The organism is Streptomyces sp. NPDC046197 (assembly GCF_040646295.1).
GTDB lineage: Bacteria > Actinomycetota > Actinomycetes > Streptomycetales > Streptomycetaceae > Streptomyces.
The window spans coordinates 17918-35436 of the sequence record NZ_JBEYZY010000048.1; the positions used below are offsets into that span (position 1 = coordinate 17918).

Genomic DNA, 17519 nt, shown 5'->3' on the forward strand with positions numbered 1-17519 from the left:
TCGGCTCCCGTCCACCGCCGCCCGACCGGCGCAGGAAGGGCCGGCCCCCGCCCGAGGGGGGACCGGCCCTTCCGGATGCGCGTGCTACGAGCCCGACGGCCGCACCACCACGTCCGCGGCCCGCACGAACGCGACCCGGTGGCCGAACTGGATCTCGTAGTACGGGTCCTTGCCCACCACGACCCGGTGCGAGTCCGTGGTGAAGGTGACCGCGTACAGGTACTCACCCGGCACCGTGTCGCCCACCACGTACTTCTGGCCCGCGAGCAGCTTGTACGGCAGCGCGGAGACGGGCTGGGCGGGGACGCCCGCCGGATAGGCCGCCTTCTCGGGATAGGCGCGCCCGTACACCGGCACGCTGTCCAGCCCCGCCTTCGGCGTCACCACCAGACCGGCCGCGTCCACCGCCGCGGGCTGCTTCGCCGGGTTCTGGAACCACGCCTTCTGCCCCAGGTACCAGATCGCCGTCCAGTCGCCCTGGCGGTCGGCGACCGCGTACTGCTGCCCGGTCTCCGCACGTGATCCCACGTCGTTCACGTCGATGGTGGATCCGCTGCCGTCCGGCCGCAGACCGATGTCCTTGATCAGCGGTGCGGAGGTGTCGGGCTGTGAGTACAGCCGTACCTCGCTGGAACCGTGCGCCGCGCACGGCACGCCGCCGGCGTCGCAGCCGGTGTACTCCGGACGGTTGGCCGTGTAGTCGGGGCGGATCGTGACCAGCCCGCCGTTCTTGCCGGCGGTGGGCTCCAAGGGGTGGTCCAGCAGCTCGAAGTAGTGCCGCCAGTCCCAGTAGGGGCCCGGGTCGGTGTGCATCCCGGGGATGCCCGCGGTGGTCGGGCCCGGCACCGTGTCGTGGCCGAGGATGTGCTGCCGGTCCAGCGGAATGCCGTACTTCTCGGCGAGGTATTTCACCAGCCGCGCCGAGGACCGGTACATCGCCTCCGTGTACCAGGAGTCCGGCGAGGCGAGGAAGCCCTCGTGCTCCAGGCCGATCGACTTGCCGTTGATGTACCAGTTACCCGCGTGCCAGGCCACGTCCTTGGCCTTCACATGCTGGGCGATGTGCCCGTCGGTGGAGCGCAGCGTGTAGTTCCACGACACATAGGTGGGGTCCTGGACGAGGTTGATGACGCCGTCCCAGCGGCCTTCCGTGTCGTGGATGACGATGTACCGGATGCTCTGGGACACCGGCCGGTCACCGAGGTCGTGGTTGCCGTAGTCGTTGTCGCCGAACTGCTGGTACGGCGCCGGAATCCATTCGCAGGAGACCGCGGCGGGGCACTCCGTACCGGCGGAGGAGACATGGCGCAGCCCCGTCCGCCGCAGTTGGGCGGTGTCGGGGGCGAGGTGGGGCCGCGCGGCCAGGACGATCCGCTGCCCGGCGTCCGTGGTGCGCTGCCGGCCGGTGCGGATCACGTCGTACACGTCGTTCGCGTAGGCCGCCGCGGTCGCGCTGTCGTCCGCGCCGGAGAACTGGGCGACCGCCCCGTACCAGGCCGCGGGGTCCTCGCTCAGCGGCTCATGCAGCTTCTTCTGGGCCGCGACCAGCAGCGCGGCACCACCCGCCACGTTCGCGGCCTCGTCGGTGCGCAGCCGCTCGGCCGGGATGCCGGAGAGCTCGGCCGCCCTGGTCAGCGTCTTCAGCCGGGCGGGCAGCGCGGAGGCCTTCGGCAGCTTCGTGGCCGGGTGCAGGGCCCTACGGGCGGCGTCGCCGCGCGCGTCCTCGGCGCCTTCGCTGTGGTGCGGGGCCCGGCTCAGCGCGGTGCGCGCGTCCGTCAGGTGCATCGGGCCGTACCCGCCGGTCACACTCGGCGCGCCGCCGTGCGCGTCCCAGCGGGACTGGAGGTAGGAGACGCCAAGCAGGATGCTGAGCGGCACGTGGTACCTGGTGGACGCGGCGGAGAACGCCCGCTGCAGCCGGCCCGGGTCGGACGCGGCGGCACGTTCCGCCGGGGCGGCGCCCAGCAACGGCAGCAGCAGGACCGCGGACGCGAGTGCGCCCGCGGTCTTGCGGGTGCGTCTGTGGCCCGGCTCGGGTCTGGGGTCGGTGACGGATCCTCGCAATGCAGCCTCCTGGGGCACTCAAGCGTGACGGAGCGTGCGGGGCCGGCGTGGGTCAGTGGTACCGGCTTGCCGACGATCCGTCAATCATGCGCACAGGAAGGTGATTTCCCACGTCAAGCGGGGTTCCGGCGAGTTTCGTGGCGGCGGCTCGCGGGCCTGCGGGGCGTCAGTGGCTTATACCAATGGCCCCCGTGAGGGTGCTCCGGAAGCGGGATACGACAAAGTCCGCGGCGCGCCGCCTTCGGTGGCGCGCCACGGACCGTCGTCCCCGTCAGCGAGTGCCGACCGCCGCACGCACGGCCCGCCGGGCCAGCTGGCAGTCGTCGTGCAGCCGCCGCAGCAGCAGCCGCTGTTCCTCGCCGGACGGCGCAGCACCAGGGTGGGCCGGGCCCGGTGCCGCCGGGGCCGCGTCGTGCATCGAGCGCTGCACGGCCGTCTCGTAGGTGCGGATCTCACGGGTCAGCACCAGCATGAGGTTCACCAGGAAGGCGTCGCGCGCGGCCGGCCCCGCCGCCTGGGCCAGCTGGCTGATCTGCCGCCGCGCCACGGGCGCGTCGCCGAGGACCGACCACAGCGTCGCCAGGTCGTAGCCCGGCAGGTACCAGCCCGCGTGCTCCCAGTCCACCAGCACTGGACCGGCCGGTGAGAGCAGGATGTTCGCGAGCAGCGCGTCGCCGTGGCAGAACTGGCCCATGCCCTGTCGGCCCGCGGCGTGCGCGATGCCGTGCAGCAGCTTCTGCAGGTCGCCCATGTCCCGGTCGGTGAGCAGCCCCAGTTCGTGGTAGCGGGCGATCCGGGCGGCGTAGTCCAGCGGGGCGTCGAAGGTGCCCGCCGGCGGCCGCCAGGCGTTCAGCCGGCAGATCGCGGAGAGGGCCGCCCTGATGTCCGCCCGCGGCGGGGCCTCCGCCGGATGCCGCTGGAGCGCGGCCACCCGGCCGGGCATGCGCTCGATGACCAGCGTGCAGTTGTCCGGGTCCGCCGCGATCAGGCGGGGCGCCCGTACCGGCGGCCGGTGCCGGACGAACGAGCGGTATGCGGCTATCTCGTGCCGGTAGCGCTCGGCCCACGCCGGGGAGTGGTCCAGTAAGCACTTGGCGACGGCCGTGCTGCGTCCGGTCGTACCGACCAGGAGCACGGAACGTCCGCTGCGGCGCAGCACCTGCACGGGGGCGAACTCCGGGCAGATCCGGTGCACCGAGGCGATCGCCGTGCGCAACTGGCTGCCCTGGGGGCCGGACAGGTCCAGCCGTCCGCTGAGCGGCGGGGTGCCGAGCCCCGCGGGACGCCTGGGCCGGCCGGCACCGAGTACGGGCGCCGCCGGACGTGCGGCAGGGTCGAGGTAGGGGCCGCCGCTGCCCGGGCGGGGGCGCAGCGACCGGGGCGGGGCGGACACGGAGGACGATGCTGCGTACATGGGCGAGACAGATCCCTTCGTGTGCCTGCTGGTGGTGCGCGCTGCCCGGCCCGGCCGCCCGGGTGCACCCTGGGGAATGTCCCTCGGTGACCGGGTCGGGGTGGCGCGGTTCTACCTGACACCCGACCGCCACTGGCACACCATCTGGCGCACCCTGGCGAACCCTGGCGAATACTCGCCCGGCAACTCCGGGCGGGTCTACTGTCAACTCAGCCGAGTACCTGGGGGCTTGACGTGACAGGACAACCCAACACCCGTCTCGCGGACCTGTTCGGCCTGGCCGGCTGGTCCAAGGGAGAACTCGCGAGGCTGGTCAACCGGCAGGCGGCGGCCATGGGTCACCCCCAGCTGGCGACCGACACCTCGCGGGTGCGGCGTTGGATCGACATGGGGGAGATCCCGCGCGATCCGGTGCCGAGGGTGCTGGCGGCCCTGTTCACCGAGCGTCTCGGCCGTGTCGTGACCATCGAGGACCTCGGTCTGGTACGGCACGGGCGCACGGGGAAACGGCAGGGCGGCGGGAGTGCGGAACATCCCGACGGAGTGCCGTGGGCGCCCGAGCGGACCGCCGCGGTCCTCACCGAATTCACGGGAATGGACCTCATGCTCAACCGACGCGGCTTGGTGGGCGCGGGTGCCGCGCTCGCCGCGGGATCCGCACTCAGCAGCGCCATGCACGACTGGCTGCAGACCGATCCGACCCTCACGGCCGACGCCCCCGGCCCCGACCAACCCCTGCACGCCGACCCCGCCGGGTTCGACCGCTACGAGGCCGCCCCCATCGGGTCGCAGGAGATCGAGGAACTGGAGCGCTCGGTGGAGGTGTTCCGAGCCTGGGACGCGGCCCGCGGCGGCGGGCTGCAGCGCAAGGCGGTGGTGGGACAGCTCAACGAAGTGGGCGGCATGCTCGCCTACCACCACCCACCCCACCTCCAGCGGCGCCTGTGGGGCGTCGCCGCCAACCTCGCCGTCCTCGCGGGCTGGATGTCCCACGACGTCGGCCTGGAACCCACCGCCCAGAAGTACTTCGTCATCGCCGCCCATGCCGCACGCGAGGGCGGCGACCGGCCCCGCGCCGGCGAGGCGCTCTCCCGGGCGGCCCGCCAGATGGTGCACCTGGGACGGCCCGACGACGCGCTGGATCTGATGAAGCTCGCCCAGTCCGGCTCCGGCGACCAGGTGCTGCCCCGCACCAGGGCGATGCTCTGCACGATCGAGGCCTGGGCGCAGGCGTCGATGGGCAAGGGCCACGCCATGCGCCGCACCCTGGGGCAGGCGGAGGACCTGTTCGTCTCCGACAAGGGCGACGTGCCGCCGCCGAGCTGGATGCAGACCTTCAAGGAGGAGGACCTGTACGGCATGCAGGCCCTCGCCTACCGGACCCTGGCCGAGTTCGAGCCCGGCGCGGCCGCGCACGCCCAGTACTACGCAGAGAAGGCCCTGTCCCTGCGCAATGACGGCAGGCAGCGCTCGAAGATCTTCGACTTCCTGTCGATGGCCTCGGCCTGCTTCATCGCCGACGACCCCGAACAGGCGGACCGCTACGCACGGCTGGCCCTTGTGTCGATGGGTTCCAACTCCTCCCACCGCACCTGGGACCGCCTGCGCCAGATGTACCGGCTCACCGCCCAGTACGCCAGCTATCCGAAGATCCATGAACTGCGGGAGGAGATCCGACTGGCGCTGCCCAAGGCGAAGGGCAGAAGCGCCACCGGCGCACAGGTCTGACGGCGCGGGTTTGACGAACGGATACGGGCACGGGCACAAAGAGGTCTGTGCCGCGCTCTCCTCGGGTCACCCCGGTGACCGGTTATGAAGCCACCCGGGCGACGAGTACGCACGCGTCGTCCTCGCGCTCGATCTCACCGAACTCCTCCACGACCGTCCGCACACAGTCCTGCGCGCCTCGCGCCCCGGCCAGCCGCGGGGCGAGGTCCAGCAGCCGGTGCACGGCGGCCGCCCGGCTGCCCCGGGGCACCAGCCCGTCGGTGTGCAGCAGGAGCAGGTCGCCCACCACGAGGGTCTCCTCGGCCTGCCCGTAGCAGGCTGCCGAGGTGGCGCCGAGCAGGACGCCGTCCGGTGGGTCCAGCACGCGCCCCGCCCCGTTGCGGAACAGCAGCGGGGCGGGGTGTCCTGCCTGGGCCCACTGCAGGGTGCGGGTGGCGGGGTCGTAGCGGCCGCACACCGCGCTGCCGAGGGCCGGTTGCACGGTGGAGTCCAGCAGCTGGTTGAGGAAGGCCATGAGCGGTCCCGGCCGGGTGCCCGCCATCGCCATGCCGCGCAGGGCGCCCAGCAGCATCGCCATGCCCGAGGTCACGCTGGGCCCGTGCCCGGTGAGGTCGCCGACGCTGAGCAGGGTGTCGCCGTCGGACAGTTCCAGCGCGTCGTACCAGTCGCCCCCGATGAGGGAGCCGGTCGCGGAGGGCAGATAGCGGGCCGCGAGGTCCAGCGCCTGGCGTCCGCGGCGCGGGAGCCGCAGGGAGCCCCGCCACGGCGGCAGCACGGCTTCCTGCAGCTCGACCGCGAGCCTGCGCTCGGTCTGCGCGAGGTGCTGGTGGTGCTGCAGCGAGTCACGGGTCTCGCGCACCGCCAGCTGGCTACGGCGCAGTTCGCTGACGTCGCGCAGCACGGCCCACATCGAGGCGGTGCTGCCGTCGGCGTCGAGCACGGGCTCGCCCATCATGTGCACGGTGCGGACGGCGCCGTCGGGCCGCACGATGCGGAACTCCCCGTCGATGGGCTTGGCGTCGACCAGGCAGTTCGTGACCATCGAGGTCAGGCCGGGCCGGTCCGCGTCGAACACCAGCGAGGGAAGTTCGTCCAGGGTGAGCGGCGGGGCGGTGGGATCGCGGCCGAGGATCTCGTAGAGCTCGCCGGACCAACTCGCCTCGTCGGTCAGGAGGTTCCACTCCGCGCTGCCGACCCGGCTGAGCAGCGAGGTGGGCGAGGGACCGGCCGGTGGGACGGGGGCGACGCGCACTGCGCCGACCGCCGCGGGCACCGGCGGCGGGCCCTCCCGAAGCTGCGCCAAGTGCTCGTCCAGGTCGTTGAGTTGGTGCAGGGCCAAGTCGTAGAGCGCGCGTTCCCACCGGCCCTGCGGGTCCGATCCGTCGCCCTGCGCGTCCCGCCGCACGGCGTCCACCTCGCCCTTGAGCCGGCGCGCCTGTGAAATCAGGGCGTCGACCGGGCCGCGCCCGGGCGGCTGGGCGGATGAGCGGTCCGCGGAGACGTGGGACGGCATGGCGCACTCCGATGCGGGAACGGTACGGCCAAGGAGGACGGAGGGGATGGAGGGGACGGCAGGACCGTTACGACTGTTGCACAGCCCGCGACGCCCCGTAAGGGATTTGGCAACACACGATACGGTGGTGCTTCTGACATATGCCACAGTCTTCCCGGTGTGATTGTCCAGCCTCTTTGTCTAGGTGGCCGGAGGAGTGAAGTCGCAGACGGGCTACGTCATATGACGGAGCGTCGGCGTCATCGGCCCGTCATTCAAGTGGGCGTTCGACGGCACTTTGTTCCAGCTCGGTCGATGGCGAGGCTTCCATGATGGCGACGTGACCGAGCTCACATCAATTGATGGGGCATCAGGCGTAATGCAAACCGCCGCTGCGGGCTCCTAACAGCACACGGCACAACCGGCCGACCTTCGACCCGCAGGGGAGACCGACCATGGACATCACCCTCGAACAGTCCGCCCACGCCCGCCTGATCACCGCGGACGAGCACGAGCTCTCCGTGCCCGCCACGCTTCGCTACGTCTCGGCGGACCCGCTGGCCGTGCACCTGGACTTCCCGCCCGAGGTGTCCCTGGACGGGTGCGCGGTGTCATGGACCTTCTCCCGCGCCCTGCTGGAGGAGGGGCTGGAGCAGCCCGCCGGCTGTGGCGACGTGCACATCTGGCCCAGCGGCCGGGCCCGAACGGTGCTGGAACTGCACTCCCCGCTCGGCCTCGCCCTGCTCCAGTTCGACACGGGCGCGCTGCACCGCTTCCTGCTGCGCAGCTACGCCGTGGTGGCGGCCGGACAGGAGGACGTCGGCGCGGCGGTCGACCGGGGCCTGAGCGTCCTGTTCGGCACGGTCTGACCCGGGGGCGGGCGGACCGAAGGCCGCGTCGACTCCTGTTCACCTCCGTCTCACCGCACGGGTATGGACCTCGACGATCACTGCGTGCACCCTGGCGCGCGGTGTGCCGCAGGGGCACTCCTGCGACGAGGACGGGGCGTATGACACCGATCAGCCGAAGAGGCTTCGTGGGGCTCGGCGCTTCCATGGCGGCGGGCGTGGCGGTGGGCGCGGGCGTACCCCAGGCGGCGGCCGCGGCGCAGAGGGCGACGACCGGCACGATCTCGGACGTACGGCACGTGGTGATCCTCATGCAGGAGAACCGAAGCTTCGACCACTACTTCGGGCGGCTGAAGGGCGTCCGCGGCTTCGACGACCGCAGCGGGATCACGCTCGGCGGCGGCCACCCCGTCTTCGACCAGCCCAACGGCCTGGACCGTCAGTACCCGTGGAAGCTGAGCGCCACCCCGGCGGCGGGCGGCAAGGACGGCGAGACCCTGGCGCAGTGCAGCGGCGACCTTCCGCACTCCTGGGCCTCGCAGCACTCCGCCTGGAACAAGGGCCGCCTGGACAACTGGGTGGCGGGGGTCGGCAGCGTCCGCTCCCTCGGCTACCTGGACCGCTCCGACATCCCCTTTCACTACGCGCTCGCCGACAACTACACCATCTGCGACGCCTGCTTCTGTTCCGCCCTCAGCGCGACCGGGCCCAACCGCACCTACCTGTGGAGCGGCAAGGTCGACTCCGCCAGCTACGACGGCGGCGACGAGTCCGGCCTGACCTGGCAGAACTACGCCGAGGCGCTGCAGAACGCCGGCGTGACCTGGAAGGTGTACCAGAACGCCCAGGACAACTACGGGGACAACGGCTGCGCCTACTTCAAGAACTTCGCCAACGGCCGGCCGGGGAACCCGCTCTACGACCGGGGCATGTCCTCCGTCCCGAAGGTGACCGGCTCGACCCCCGACGACATCGCCGCCGCCATCAAGGCGGACGTGCTCGCGGGCACACTTCCGCAGGTCTCCTGGGTGGTCGCCAACCAGGCGTTCTCCGAGCACCCGTACGCCCCGCCCGGCGACGGCGCCCACTTCGTCCACCTCGTCTACCAGGCCCTGGCCGCCGACCCGGATGTCTTCGACTCCACGGTCCTGCTCCTCAACTACGACGAGAACGACGGCTACTTCGACCATGTGCCGCCGCCGGTCCCGCCCGCCGGAACCGCTGGGGAGTTCCTCAACGGTGTCCCGTACGGATTCGGCTTCCGGGTCCCGATGATCGTGATCTCGCCCTGGACACGCGGGGGCTGGGTCTCCTCCGAGGTCTTCGAGCACACGTCGGTGCTGCGCTTTCTGGAGACCTGGACCGCGTCCCTCGGCAAGCCCGCCAACTGTCCCAACATCAGCGCCTGGCGGCGCGCGGTCAGCGGCGACCTGACCGGCGTCTTCGCCTTCGCCAACCCGGTGTACGGCCCCGTGCCGCTGCCCGCGACCGGCGTCGTCGGCTACAGCACCTGCGGCCCGCTGCCCAACCCGGTCCCGACCACCAACGCCCTGCCGGTCCAGGAGGCGGGCACCCGGCCCGCCCGTGCGCTGCCGTACCAGCCCAACGGCTTCCTGGACCACCTGGAGTTCGGGTCGAACGGGAAGATCCTGGCCTGGTTCACCATGACCAACCAGGGCGCCCCGGCCACCAGGGCGGCGCACTTCTCCGTCCATCCCAACGCCTACCGCGACACCACGCCCTGGCAGTACACGGTGGCCGCGGGAGGCACCGCCTCCGACTACTTCAACATCGGCTTGGGCTCCGGCGGCGGCAGGTACGACCTCACCATGGTCGGCCCCAACCGCTTCCTGCGCCGGTTCCAGGGCGACGCCACCAAGGCGGGCAGGTCGGCCGAGGTGAGTTCACGCTACGCCGTCGAGCCCGGCACCGGGAAACCGGCCGTCTACTTCAAGATGGCCAACTCGGGCTCCTCCCCGGTGAAGTTCACGATCACCTCGAGCCACTACCGGAACGACGGTCCGTGGACCTACCCGGTCGCCGCGGGCGCGTCGGTGGAGGACTTCTTCAACGCCGTCGCGTACCAGAACGGCTGGTACGACTTCACGATCACCGTCGACTCGGACACCACCTGGTCACGCCGGTTCACCGGGCACCTGGAAACGGGCGCGCCCAGCGTCAGCGGCTGACGGTGGCGTACAGCTCCGGGCGCTGCCCCAGGTCGACGGTCACCCGCCGGCCCTCCTGCAGTGCCCGGACCCCGGCCTCGGCGACGACCGACGCGGCGTAGCCGTCCCAGACGCCGGGGCCGGTGACCCGCCCCTGCCGGGTGGCGTCGACCCAGGCCTGCACCTCGCGGTCGTAGGCGTCGGCGAACCGTACGAGGTAGTCCTGCGGAACCTCCTCGCAGGCGCTGCCCCCGGCGGTGACCACCATGGCGTGGTCGTCGCCGATCCGGGCGCTGCCCGACTCGCAGACGGCCTCGCAGCGCACCTGGTAGCCGAACCCGCTGTTGACGAAGACCTCCACGTCCACCAGGGCGCCCCGCTCGGTCTCGAAGAGCACGAACTGCGGGTCCAGCAGTCCGGAGGGGGCACCCGCCGACGGGGTGGGCCGCAGCACGGTCACCGCGGTCAGTTCCTGCCCGAGCAGCCAGCGGGCGGCGTCGATCTCGTGCGAGACCGAGCTGTTGATCAGCATGGCGCTGGTGAAGTGGGGCGGTGAGGACACGTTGCGATGGGTGCAGTGCAGCATCAGCGGGCGCCCCAGCCGCCCGCCGTCCAGCAGCGACTTCAGACGCCGGTACCCGGCGTCGTAGCGTCGCATGAACCCGATCTGCGCCAGCCGGCGGCCGAGCCGCGCCTCGGCCTCCACGACCCGCAGCGCGCCGGCCGAGTCGGGCACCATCGGCTTCTCGCACAGCACCGGGAGCCCGCGCGAGAAGGCCGCGAGCAGCGCCTCCTCGTGCGCCGGACCGGGCGAGGCGATCAGCACGGCCTGGACCCCGGGCGCGTCGAGGGCAGCCACCGGATCCGCGTGCACCGGCACGCCCTCGATCCCGGCCACGGCCTCCCGTGCCCGCTCCGGGTCGGGGTCGGCCACGGCGGCGACCCTGGCCCCGCTGACCACCCGCTCCAGACGTCGTATGTGATCGGCCCCCATGTGTCCGGCACCCAGCACGGCCACGCCCAGCAGGTCACCCACGTGCATGCTCCCTCTTCGCCGACGGTCCGGCCGTAGCGTAGGCCCCCGCGGGAAGCAGGCGTGCGACCCCCCTCAGTAGCGCAGCACTCCGGCGATCCCGTCGGCTTCGCCGAGGGTGCCGTCCGGGACGAACCGGATTTCCGCGCCGGTCTCCAGGCACTGCTCGACGATCTCGTCCACGATGTCCTCACGGGCGGTGGGGTCACCGCTCTCGGCCGGGATCAGATGGTCACCGGCGTCGTCGCGCACCCTGATGCGGTAGTTCTCCTCGACCACCAGCAGCCGGACACGGCCCTCGCGAGCGTTCTGCCAGACCTCGTCGACCCCGGCCGCGAACTCCCTGCGCCCGCGTGCCGTCTGCAGTTCCCGGGTCGCGGCCGCGGTGCCCCTGCGGGCCTCGTCCTCGTGCAGCGGCCGGATCGCGCGCCACACGGCCTCGGCGGTGCCGTGCGCCAGACCACCGTGCGGGAAGTGCACGGCGCCCTTGGTGACGCTGCCGACCTCGTCCAGGACGGACAGCGCGGCCTGCTCGCCGGTGACGTACAGCGGGCGGGGCAGTTCTCGCAGCACCGCGCTCAGCGCGGTGTCCGCCTCGCGCAGGAACTGGCGGGTGCGTTCGTCGCTGAAGGTGCTCGGCCGGCCGCCGGTCCGCTCCTCCCGCTCGGCGTCGAAGTTCTCGACGAGTCTCCTGGTCAGTGGGAATCCGCCGGTGTACTCCTCGGTGACCCGGTCGGCGCCGCCGCTCCACAGGGTCACCCGATCGGCGGAGACCGACATGACCCAGAACGGGTGTTCGGCGACCTGTGCGGAGACCAGGTTGCGGGTCAGGAAGGTGTCCGAGAGCACCACGCGCTCGGGCACGCTGCGCGCCAGTGACCACACCTGGTGTTCGCCCGGAGCGGCGAAGATCACCAGGCCGTCCTCGGCATGCGCCAGGTCCACCTCGGCGAGGGCCTGGTCGAGCTGCCGGACGACGTCGGCGCGCCGTTCCCGGGTGACCGCGGGATCGGTCTCCAGCTGCTTCTTGGCCTCGGCCACGACATTGCGCAGCCGGACCGGATCCTGTGCGTTGTCGGGCTCACGGCGGTGCGTCGGCGTCAGCACGGACACCGCGGGATAGGGCCGTGGCCGTCGCAGCTCGACGAGGGTGGCGGGACTCAGCTCGTGCTCCATGACAGCACGATAGGACTGATGAACAGATCAGGCATTTGGAGCAATGTGTGCACTGTGCAATGGCGTATCGGGTACGGGCCGGACGGCCGGTAGGGTTGGAAAAATCTTTGCCCTTGGCCGATTTCCTACCGATCACTCCTGGTCCGGGCGGGCTCCCTGGATGTCGCGGAAGCAAAGTCAGGCCGAAAGTGCGGGGGTCGCCGCGCCGTCCGGGTGGCGGCCGCGTTGACCGGCCCGGTGCGGGTGACACACGCTCGCCATATAGGTGCTCGATACAACTGGTTCGGCGGGATCCCGGCTTCCACCAGAGTTGCGCAGGTGAGCGGCCCCATTCCGGCGAGCCGACCGCCAGGAGGTACACATGTGCGGCATCACCGGCTGGGTCTCCTACGACCGCGACCTGCGCGCCGAGGCCGCGACATTGGACGCGATGACCGAGACGATGGCCTGCCGCGGTCCCGACGACCGCGGCACCTTCACCGACGGGCACGCCGCGCTCGGGCACCGCAGGCTCGCGATCATCGACCTGCCCGGTGGCCGCCAGCCGATGACCGCAGGCACCCCGGACGGCACCGTCGCCCTCGTCTACTCGGGCGAGACCTACAACTTCACGCAACTGCGCCGCGACCTCGCCGCGCGCGGCCACCGCTTCACCACCGACTCCGACACCGAGGTCGTGCTGCGTGGCTACCTCGAATGGGGCGACACCCTCGCCGAGCGGCTCAACGGCATGTACGCCTTCGCCGTCTGGGATGGACGCCATGACAAGCTCGTCATGATCCGCGACCGCATGGGCATCAAGCCGTTCTACTACCACTGGACCCCCGACGGCGTGCTCTTCGGCTCCGAGCCCAAGGCGATCCTCGCCAACCCCCTGGCCCGCCCCCGGGTGACCCTCGACGGCCTGCGCGAGCTGTTCACCTTCGTCAAGACGCCCGGACACGCCGTGTGGGACGGCATGTGCGAGGTCGAGCCGGGCACCGTCGTCACCCTCGACCGCAGCGGTCTGCGCACGCGCGTCTACTGGCAGTTGGAGACCCGGCCGCACGCCGACGACCGCGCCACCACCATCTCCACCGTCCGCTCGCTCCTGGACGACATCGTGCGCCGGCAACTGGTCGCCGACGTGCCGCGCTGCACCCTGCTCTCCGGCGGCCTGGACTCCTCCGCCATGACCGCGCTCGCCGCCCGGCAACTCGCCGCGCACGGGGAGAAGGTACGCAGCTTCGCCGTCGACTTCGTCGGCCAGACCGACCACTTCGTCGCCGACGACCTGCGGGCAACCCCCGACACCCCCTTCGTGCACGACCTGGCCCGCGCCGCCGGCACCGAGCACCAGGACATCGTGCTCGACGCGCACACGCTCGCCGATCCCGACGTACGGGCGAAGGTCATCCGGGCCCGCGACCTGCCCATGGGCTTCGGCGACATGGACTCCTCGCTGTACCTTCTGTTCCGGACGATCCGCGACCATTCCACGGTCGCCCTGTCCGGCGAGTCCGCCGACGAAGTCTTCGGCGGCTACCAGCAGTTCTTCGACGAGGAGGCGCGCCGCGCCGACACCTTCCCCTGGCTGGTGCGCTTCAGCCGGGACTTCGGGGACGACACCGACGTCATGCGCCCGGACCTCACCCGGGCCCTGGACCTCCCGGCGTACATCGCCGACGGCTATCGCACCGCCCTCTCGGGCGTCCGCAGGCTCGACGGCGAGAGCGACTTCGAATTCCGGATGCGGCAGATCTGCCACCTCCACCTCACGCGCTTCGTCCGCGCCCTGCTCGACCGCAAGGACCGCATGAGCATGGCGGTGGGCCTGGAGGTCCGCGTGCCCTTCTGCGACCACCGGCTCGTCGAATACGTGTACAACACGCCCTGGTCCCTTAAGTCCTTCGACGGCCGGGAGAAGAGCCTGCTGCGGGAGGCCGCCGCGGACCTCCTGCCGAGGTCGGTGTACGACCGGGTCAAGAGCCCGTACCCGTCCACCCAGGACCCCAAGTACGCCGTCGCCCTCCAGGACCACGTCAAGGACCTGCTCGCCCGGCCCGGCCACCCCGTCTTCGACCTCGTCGACCGGGAGCGCGTGCACCGGGCCGCGTACCGCGACACCCCCGTCAGTACCCAGGCGGCCCGCCGCGGCCTGGAGAAGACCCTCGACCTGGCCCTGTGGCTGGACCTCTACCGGCCCGAGCTCGTCGTCGGCTGAGCCCGGTCGCCCGGCCCGGGGGCGGTGCGGACGGCGACGGCGCGCCGTCGCCGTCCGCCGCCCGGTCGCTCACCGGTTCGTGGTCGCCGCCGGGTCCGCCGGGCAGGAGCTGCCGTCGGGAGGCAGCGAGCCGTAGAGCAGGAAGTCGTTCACCTTCCGGTGCACACAGCGGGAGGACCCGTATCCGGTGTGCCCGTCGCCCTTGTTGTCGAGCACCACGGCCGACGAGCCGAGCCGCCGCGCCGTCTCCACGGCCCACCGGTACGGGGTCGCGGGGTCGCCACGGGTGCCCACCAGGAGCATCTTCGCGGTGTCGACGTTCTTCACCTTCTCGCGGATGAAGTCGGAGCCCTTGGGGCGGCCGTAGCACATCAGCAGCTCGCTCAGCCGGTACTGCCCGAAGACCGGCGAGGCCTGCTCGTAGTCCGCGCGCAGCCGGGGGAGGTCCCTGGTGATCTGCCCGGCGCCCGGCCGGTCGGGGTCGTCGGCGCAGTTGATCGCCATCATCGCGGCGAGCGTGTTGTCCAGCGGGACGTCCGCCGGGTCGACGAGTCCACCGTCCCTGCGCTCCGCGGGCTCCCGCCGCGTCGGCAGGGCGACCCCTCCGGGGACGAACGCCTCGATCCTCCGGGTGTCGCCGTCGTCGACCAGCGCGGCGACGGCCCGCTCCAGGGACGGCCACGTCCGCTTGCTGTAGAGCGCCTGGCCGATGGCGCCCACGAGGTCCTGGCCGGACAGCCGGCCGCCGACGTCCGTCGACACCGGGTTCTTGTCGAGCGAGCGGACGAGCCGAAGGACCTGGGCGTCGGCCGCGCGCCGGTCCTGTCCGAACGGGCAGGTGACCTCCCGGACACACCAGTCGAGGAAGTCGTCGAGCGCGGTCTGCTGTCCCTCGGCGGCCACCACACCCTGTTGCGCCAACGATTCGGTGAGCGTGTCCACCCCGTCGAGCGCCAGTCGGCCGACCTTGTCGGGGAACTGTGCCGCGTACACCGCGCCCAGCCGGGTGCCGTAGGAGAAGCCCAGGTAGTTGAGCTTCTTGTCGCCGAGCGCCTGGCGTATCACGTCGAGGTCCCGCGCCGCGTTCACGGTGCCTATGTGGGCCAGGACCGGCGACGAGCTCCGGGCGCACTCGGCGGCCACCCTCTGCCACTGCTTGATCAGGGCCTGCGGATCCGAGTGGTCGGGGCTCCCGCCGGTGGAGGCCGGATCCTGGTCGCCCCCCCGGCCGCAGGTCACCGGAGAGGACCTGCCGACACCGCGGGGATCGAAGGAGACCACGTCGTAGCCGTTGGTCAGGTCCATGAAGTCATCGGCACCGGTGGCCAGTTGCTGGACGCCCGGCCCCCCGGGGCCGCCGAAATTCAGCAGCACCGAGCCGCGCGAGGGCCCGGTGGCGCGGTAGCGGGCCAGCGCCAGGTCGAGCGTGCGCGCGCCCGGCCTGGCGTAGTCGAGGGGCACGGTCACCTTGCCGCACTGCATGTCCTTGGGCATGTCCGCGCCGCACGCCGACCAGCTCACCTTCTGGCGGTAGAACCGGCTCAGGTCCGGCCGGTCACCGCCCCCGGCCGCCAGGGGCGGCCCCGCACCGAGCAGGGCCAGCGCGACGGCTCCGGCGCATACGCAGCGCCGGGCCGTGCGTCGCGTCGACAGCATGGCCAGCATCGATGCCTCCAGGAGCGGTCCGCCACGGCCCGGGAACAGCGCCCCTCGCTCACCATATGCGGCCCTCCCGGGGCCTCGCCTCCCGGCAATGTCACGCACGGTGACGGTGTTGCCGTCCCGCGCGACCGGGCCGCGGTCGTACGTGCAGTTCGATAACGGTGCCGCTCGATGGGGTGAAAGGCCGCTGAGCCATAACTCGGATGGCTCAACCGGCGTTTTACCCGGTGCGGGCGAGCGCCCGCGACCATGTCTGGAAGGCAGGGAACCTATGAAACGGGTTACGCGAAACGGTGTGATCGCCGTCGCTGCCGCCTCCGGCGCGATGGCCGTGACGGTGCCGATGTCCGCCGCTTTCGCGGCCGACGGCGGCGCCGCGGCGGACGGTGCCGCGGCCGGCTCGCCCGGGTTGATCTCCGGCAACACCATCCAGCTCCCGGTGCACCTCCCGGTGAACGTGTGCGGGAACACGGTGAGCGTGGTGGGGCTCCTGAACCCCGCGTCGGGCAACCGGTGCGCGAACGAGTCGTCGGGGAGCGATCGGGCGCCGTCGGCCGGCCGGGCCGGCCGAGCGACGGCGAGCGGCAGCGGAAAGGATTCACCCGGAGTGCTCTCCGGCAACGGGATCCAGCTTCCGGTCCATGTGCCGGTGAACGTCAGCGGCAACAGCGTGAGCGTGGTCGGCGTCGGCAACCCGGCCGTCGGCAACAGTTCCACGAACTCGGGCTCGCACCCCGACCAGCCGGCGCCCCAGCCGGTGGCACCGCCCAGGGCGCAGCCTGCGCCCGCGCCGCGGCCGATGCCCCACCCCGCTCCGCGCACACAGGCCTCGCTCGCCCACACCGGCACGGACCTGACCGTGCCCGCCGTCGCCGCGAGCGCGGCCTTCGTACTCGGCGGTACCGCCCTGTGCAGGCGCTTCCGCCCCAGGGCGTCCCGCTGAACGCGAGCCCGCGACCGTAACCGTGACCGTGACGGAAGGCCCCACCGGATCCATGGCCGGTGGGGCCTCCGCGGCCACCGGAACACGGGCGGATGTGCGAAGGAAGCGTCACCTCGACCGTCCCGTACGGTGTTTCACCACCCCTGGTCCCCCCGCAGGACGCTGTAGCGCACCCCGTCCCGCCAGCGCCCGTCCCGGAACACGACGCTGCGCAGGACGCCCTCCCGGGTGAAGCCGGCCTTCTCCAGGGCGCGTTGCTCGGGAAGGTTGACGGCCTCGGTGCCCGCCTCGATGCGCATCGCGACGGTGTGGCGAAGAGGTAGCGGACCAGCTGCCGCTGTGCCTCGGTCCCGGCGCCCCGCCCACGGGCCTCGGACACCAGGGCTGTAGCGATGTTCCAGTAGAACGAGTTGGGGGCCGGCGTCACCTTCCGCCAGGCGGCGAAGCCGAGGCGTTCCGCCCCGCGTACCACCATCAGGTGCTGCCCCTGGTCGTCGGTGATCAGGCCGTTCTCCAACCACTGACGGCGCCAGCGGCCGGCATCCCGCCGGCCGAACCACTGGAAGGCGGACGCTGCCTCCGGTTCGAGCAGAAAGCGCTCCATGACGGACAGGTCGTCCTGGTCCACGGGGCGAAGTGCGACGTTCACCGACGTCATGGGGTGAAACCCCAGGCCCGATTCCCTTGCGGCAGCGGCCGGTTGAACCACCGTCCGGGCCGGTCCCGCGCGGCTTGATCCCGCCGTGGCGCGCCCGGGCATGATCCGGAAGGATGCTGCGGGCACCCGA

General features: G+C 71.8%; 13 protein-coding genes and 1 pseudogene. 6 read left to right on the forward strand and 8 right to left on the reverse strand.

Going from position 1 to position 17519, the window contains the following annotated elements; translation table 11 throughout:
* Positions 1 to 84: 84 nt before the first annotated feature.
* Both AB0A61_RS36945 and AB0A61_RS36950 read right to left on the reverse strand, forming a co-directional pair.
* Positions 85 to 2064 carry a peptidoglycan recognition family protein gene (locus AB0A61_RS36945; protein ID WP_361302684.1) on the reverse strand — a complete coding sequence of 660 codons (1980 nt, stop codon included), beginning with the start codon at positions 2062 to 2064 and terminating at the stop codon, positions 85 to 87.
* A 271-nt stretch (positions 2065 to 2335) separates the two neighbouring features.
* Positions 2336 to 3478: an aminoglycoside phosphotransferase family protein gene (locus AB0A61_RS36950; RefSeq protein ID WP_361302687.1), complete on the reverse strand. Its 1143-nt coding sequence runs from the start codon at positions 3476 to 3478 to the stop codon at positions 2336 to 2338.
* On the opposite strand from AB0A61_RS36950, the gene AB0A61_RS36955 reads away from it, so the two are divergent.
* On the forward strand, positions 3477 to 3716 hold the full coding sequence (locus AB0A61_RS36955) for a hypothetical protein (RefSeq protein ID WP_361302690.1): 240 nt from the start codon (positions 3477 to 3479) through the stop codon (positions 3714 to 3716). The two genes, AB0A61_RS36950 and AB0A61_RS36955, sit on opposite strands and share 2 nt — an antisense overlap.
* Positions 3713 to 5206, forward strand: a complete 1494-nt coding sequence (locus AB0A61_RS36960) for a hypothetical protein (protein ID WP_361302693.1) — start codon at positions 3713 to 3715, stop codon at positions 5204 to 5206. The genes AB0A61_RS36955 and AB0A61_RS36960 overlap by 4 nt, the downstream gene beginning before the upstream one ends.
* Positions 5207 to 5288: 82 nt before the next feature.
* Here AB0A61_RS36960 and AB0A61_RS36965 read toward each other — a convergent pair whose 3' ends face one another.
* A complete protein-coding gene (locus AB0A61_RS36965) occupies positions 5289 to 6719 on the reverse strand; it encodes a SpoIIE family protein phosphatase (RefSeq protein ID WP_361302696.1) in 1431 nt (476 codons plus the stop codon).
* A gap of 434 nt (positions 6720 to 7153) precedes the next feature.
* Between AB0A61_RS36965 and AB0A61_RS36970 the strand changes: the two genes are divergently transcribed.
* Together AB0A61_RS36970 and AB0A61_RS36975 are read left to right on the forward strand one after the other, a co-directional pair.
* Complete coding sequence (locus AB0A61_RS36970; protein ID WP_361302699.1) at positions 7154 to 7567, forward strand: SsgA family sporulation/cell division regulator; 414 nt, start codon at positions 7154 to 7156, stop codon at positions 7565 to 7567.
* A 140-nt stretch (positions 7568 to 7707) separates the two neighbouring features.
* Entirely contained in the window at positions 7708 to 9735 is a 2028-nt protein-coding gene (locus AB0A61_RS36975) for a phosphocholine-specific phospholipase C (protein WP_361302701.1), read from the forward strand.
* On the opposite strand, the gene AB0A61_RS36980 is transcribed toward AB0A61_RS36975, so the two are convergent.
* Both AB0A61_RS36980 and AB0A61_RS36985 read right to left on the reverse strand, forming a co-directional pair.
* Complete coding sequence (locus AB0A61_RS36980) at positions 9725 to 10750, reverse strand: Gfo/Idh/MocA family oxidoreductase (RefSeq protein WP_361302704.1); 1026 nt, start codon at positions 10748 to 10750, stop codon at positions 9725 to 9727. The genes AB0A61_RS36975 and AB0A61_RS36980 overlap by 11 nt on opposite strands.
* A 72-nt stretch (positions 10751 to 10822) precedes the next feature.
* On the reverse strand, positions 10823 to 11923 hold the full coding sequence (locus AB0A61_RS36985) for a chemotaxis protein (RefSeq protein ID WP_361302707.1): 1101 nt from the start codon (positions 11921 to 11923) through the stop codon (positions 10823 to 10825).
* 361 nt (positions 11924 to 12284) lie between these two features.
* Between AB0A61_RS36985 and asnB the strand changes: the two genes are divergently transcribed.
* A complete protein-coding gene (asnB, locus tag AB0A61_RS36990) occupies positions 12285 to 14126 on the forward strand; it encodes an asparagine synthase (glutamine-hydrolyzing) (RefSeq protein WP_361302710.1) in 1842 nt (613 codons plus the stop codon).
* 69 nt (positions 14127 to 14195) lie between these two features.
* Here asnB and AB0A61_RS36995 read toward each other — a convergent pair whose 3' ends face one another.
* Positions 14196 to 15791, reverse strand: coding sequence for an alpha/beta hydrolase (locus AB0A61_RS36995; protein ID WP_361302713.1), 1596 nt, complete (start codon positions 15789 to 15791; stop codon positions 14196 to 14198).
* A 268-nt stretch (positions 15792 to 16059) separates the two neighbouring features.
* Here AB0A61_RS36995 and AB0A61_RS37000 point away from each other — a divergent pair, with 268 nt between their 5' ends.
* Entirely contained in the window at positions 16060 to 16731 is a 672-nt protein-coding gene (locus AB0A61_RS37000) for a chaplin (protein ID WP_361302716.1), read from the forward strand.
* Positions 16732 to 16865: 134 nt separating this feature from the next.
* Here the strand turns inward: AB0A61_RS37000 and AB0A61_RS37005 are convergent, their stop codons facing one another.
* Positions 16866 to 17030, reverse strand: coding sequence for a GNAT family protein (locus tag AB0A61_RS37005; protein WP_361302719.1), 165 nt, complete (start codon positions 17028 to 17030; stop codon positions 16866 to 16868).
* Positions 17031 to 17095: 65 nt separating this feature from the next.
* Positions 17096 to 17491 (reverse strand): annotated as a pseudogene (locus AB0A61_RS37010) (hypothetical protein); the annotation flags it as partial.
* Positions 17492 to 17519: the final 28 nt, after the last annotated feature.

Coding starts and splice junctions, on each gene's coding strand:
- AB0A61_RS36955 (WP_361302690.1), top strand. CDS start 3,477: ATGGGCGAGACAGATCCCTTCGTGTGCCTGCTGGTGGTGCGCGCTGCC.
- AB0A61_RS36950 (WP_361302687.1), bottom strand. CDS start 3,478: ATGTACGCAGCATCGTCCTCCGTGTCCGCCCCGCCCCGGTCGCTGCGC.
- AB0A61_RS36965 (WP_361302696.1), bottom strand. CDS start 6,719: ATGCCGTCCCACGTCTCCGCGGACCGCTCATCCGCCCAGCCGCCCGGG.
- AB0A61_RS36970 (WP_361302699.1), top strand. CDS start 7,154: ATGGACATCACCCTCGAACAGTCCGCCCACGCCCGCCTGATCACCGCG.
- AB0A61_RS36975 (WP_361302701.1), top strand. CDS start 7,708: ATGACACCGATCAGCCGAAGAGGCTTCGTGGGGCTCGGCGCTTCCATG.
- AB0A61_RS36985 (WP_361302707.1), bottom strand. CDS start 11,923: ATGGAGCACGAGCTGAGTCCCGCCACCCTCGTCGAGCTGCGACGGCCA.
- asnB (WP_361302710.1), top strand. CDS start 12,285: ATGTGCGGCATCACCGGCTGGGTCTCCTACGACCGCGACCTGCGCGCC.
- AB0A61_RS36995 (WP_361302713.1), bottom strand. CDS start 15,791: ATGCTGGCCATGCTGTCGACGCGACGCACGGCCCGGCGCTGCGTATGC.
- AB0A61_RS37000 (WP_361302716.1), top strand. CDS start 16,060: ATGAAACGGGTTACGCGAAACGGTGTGATCGCCGTCGCTGCCGCCTCC.
- AB0A61_RS37005 (WP_361302719.1), bottom strand. CDS start 17,030: ATGCGCATCGAGGCGGGCACCGAGGCCGTCAACCTTCCCGAGCAACGC.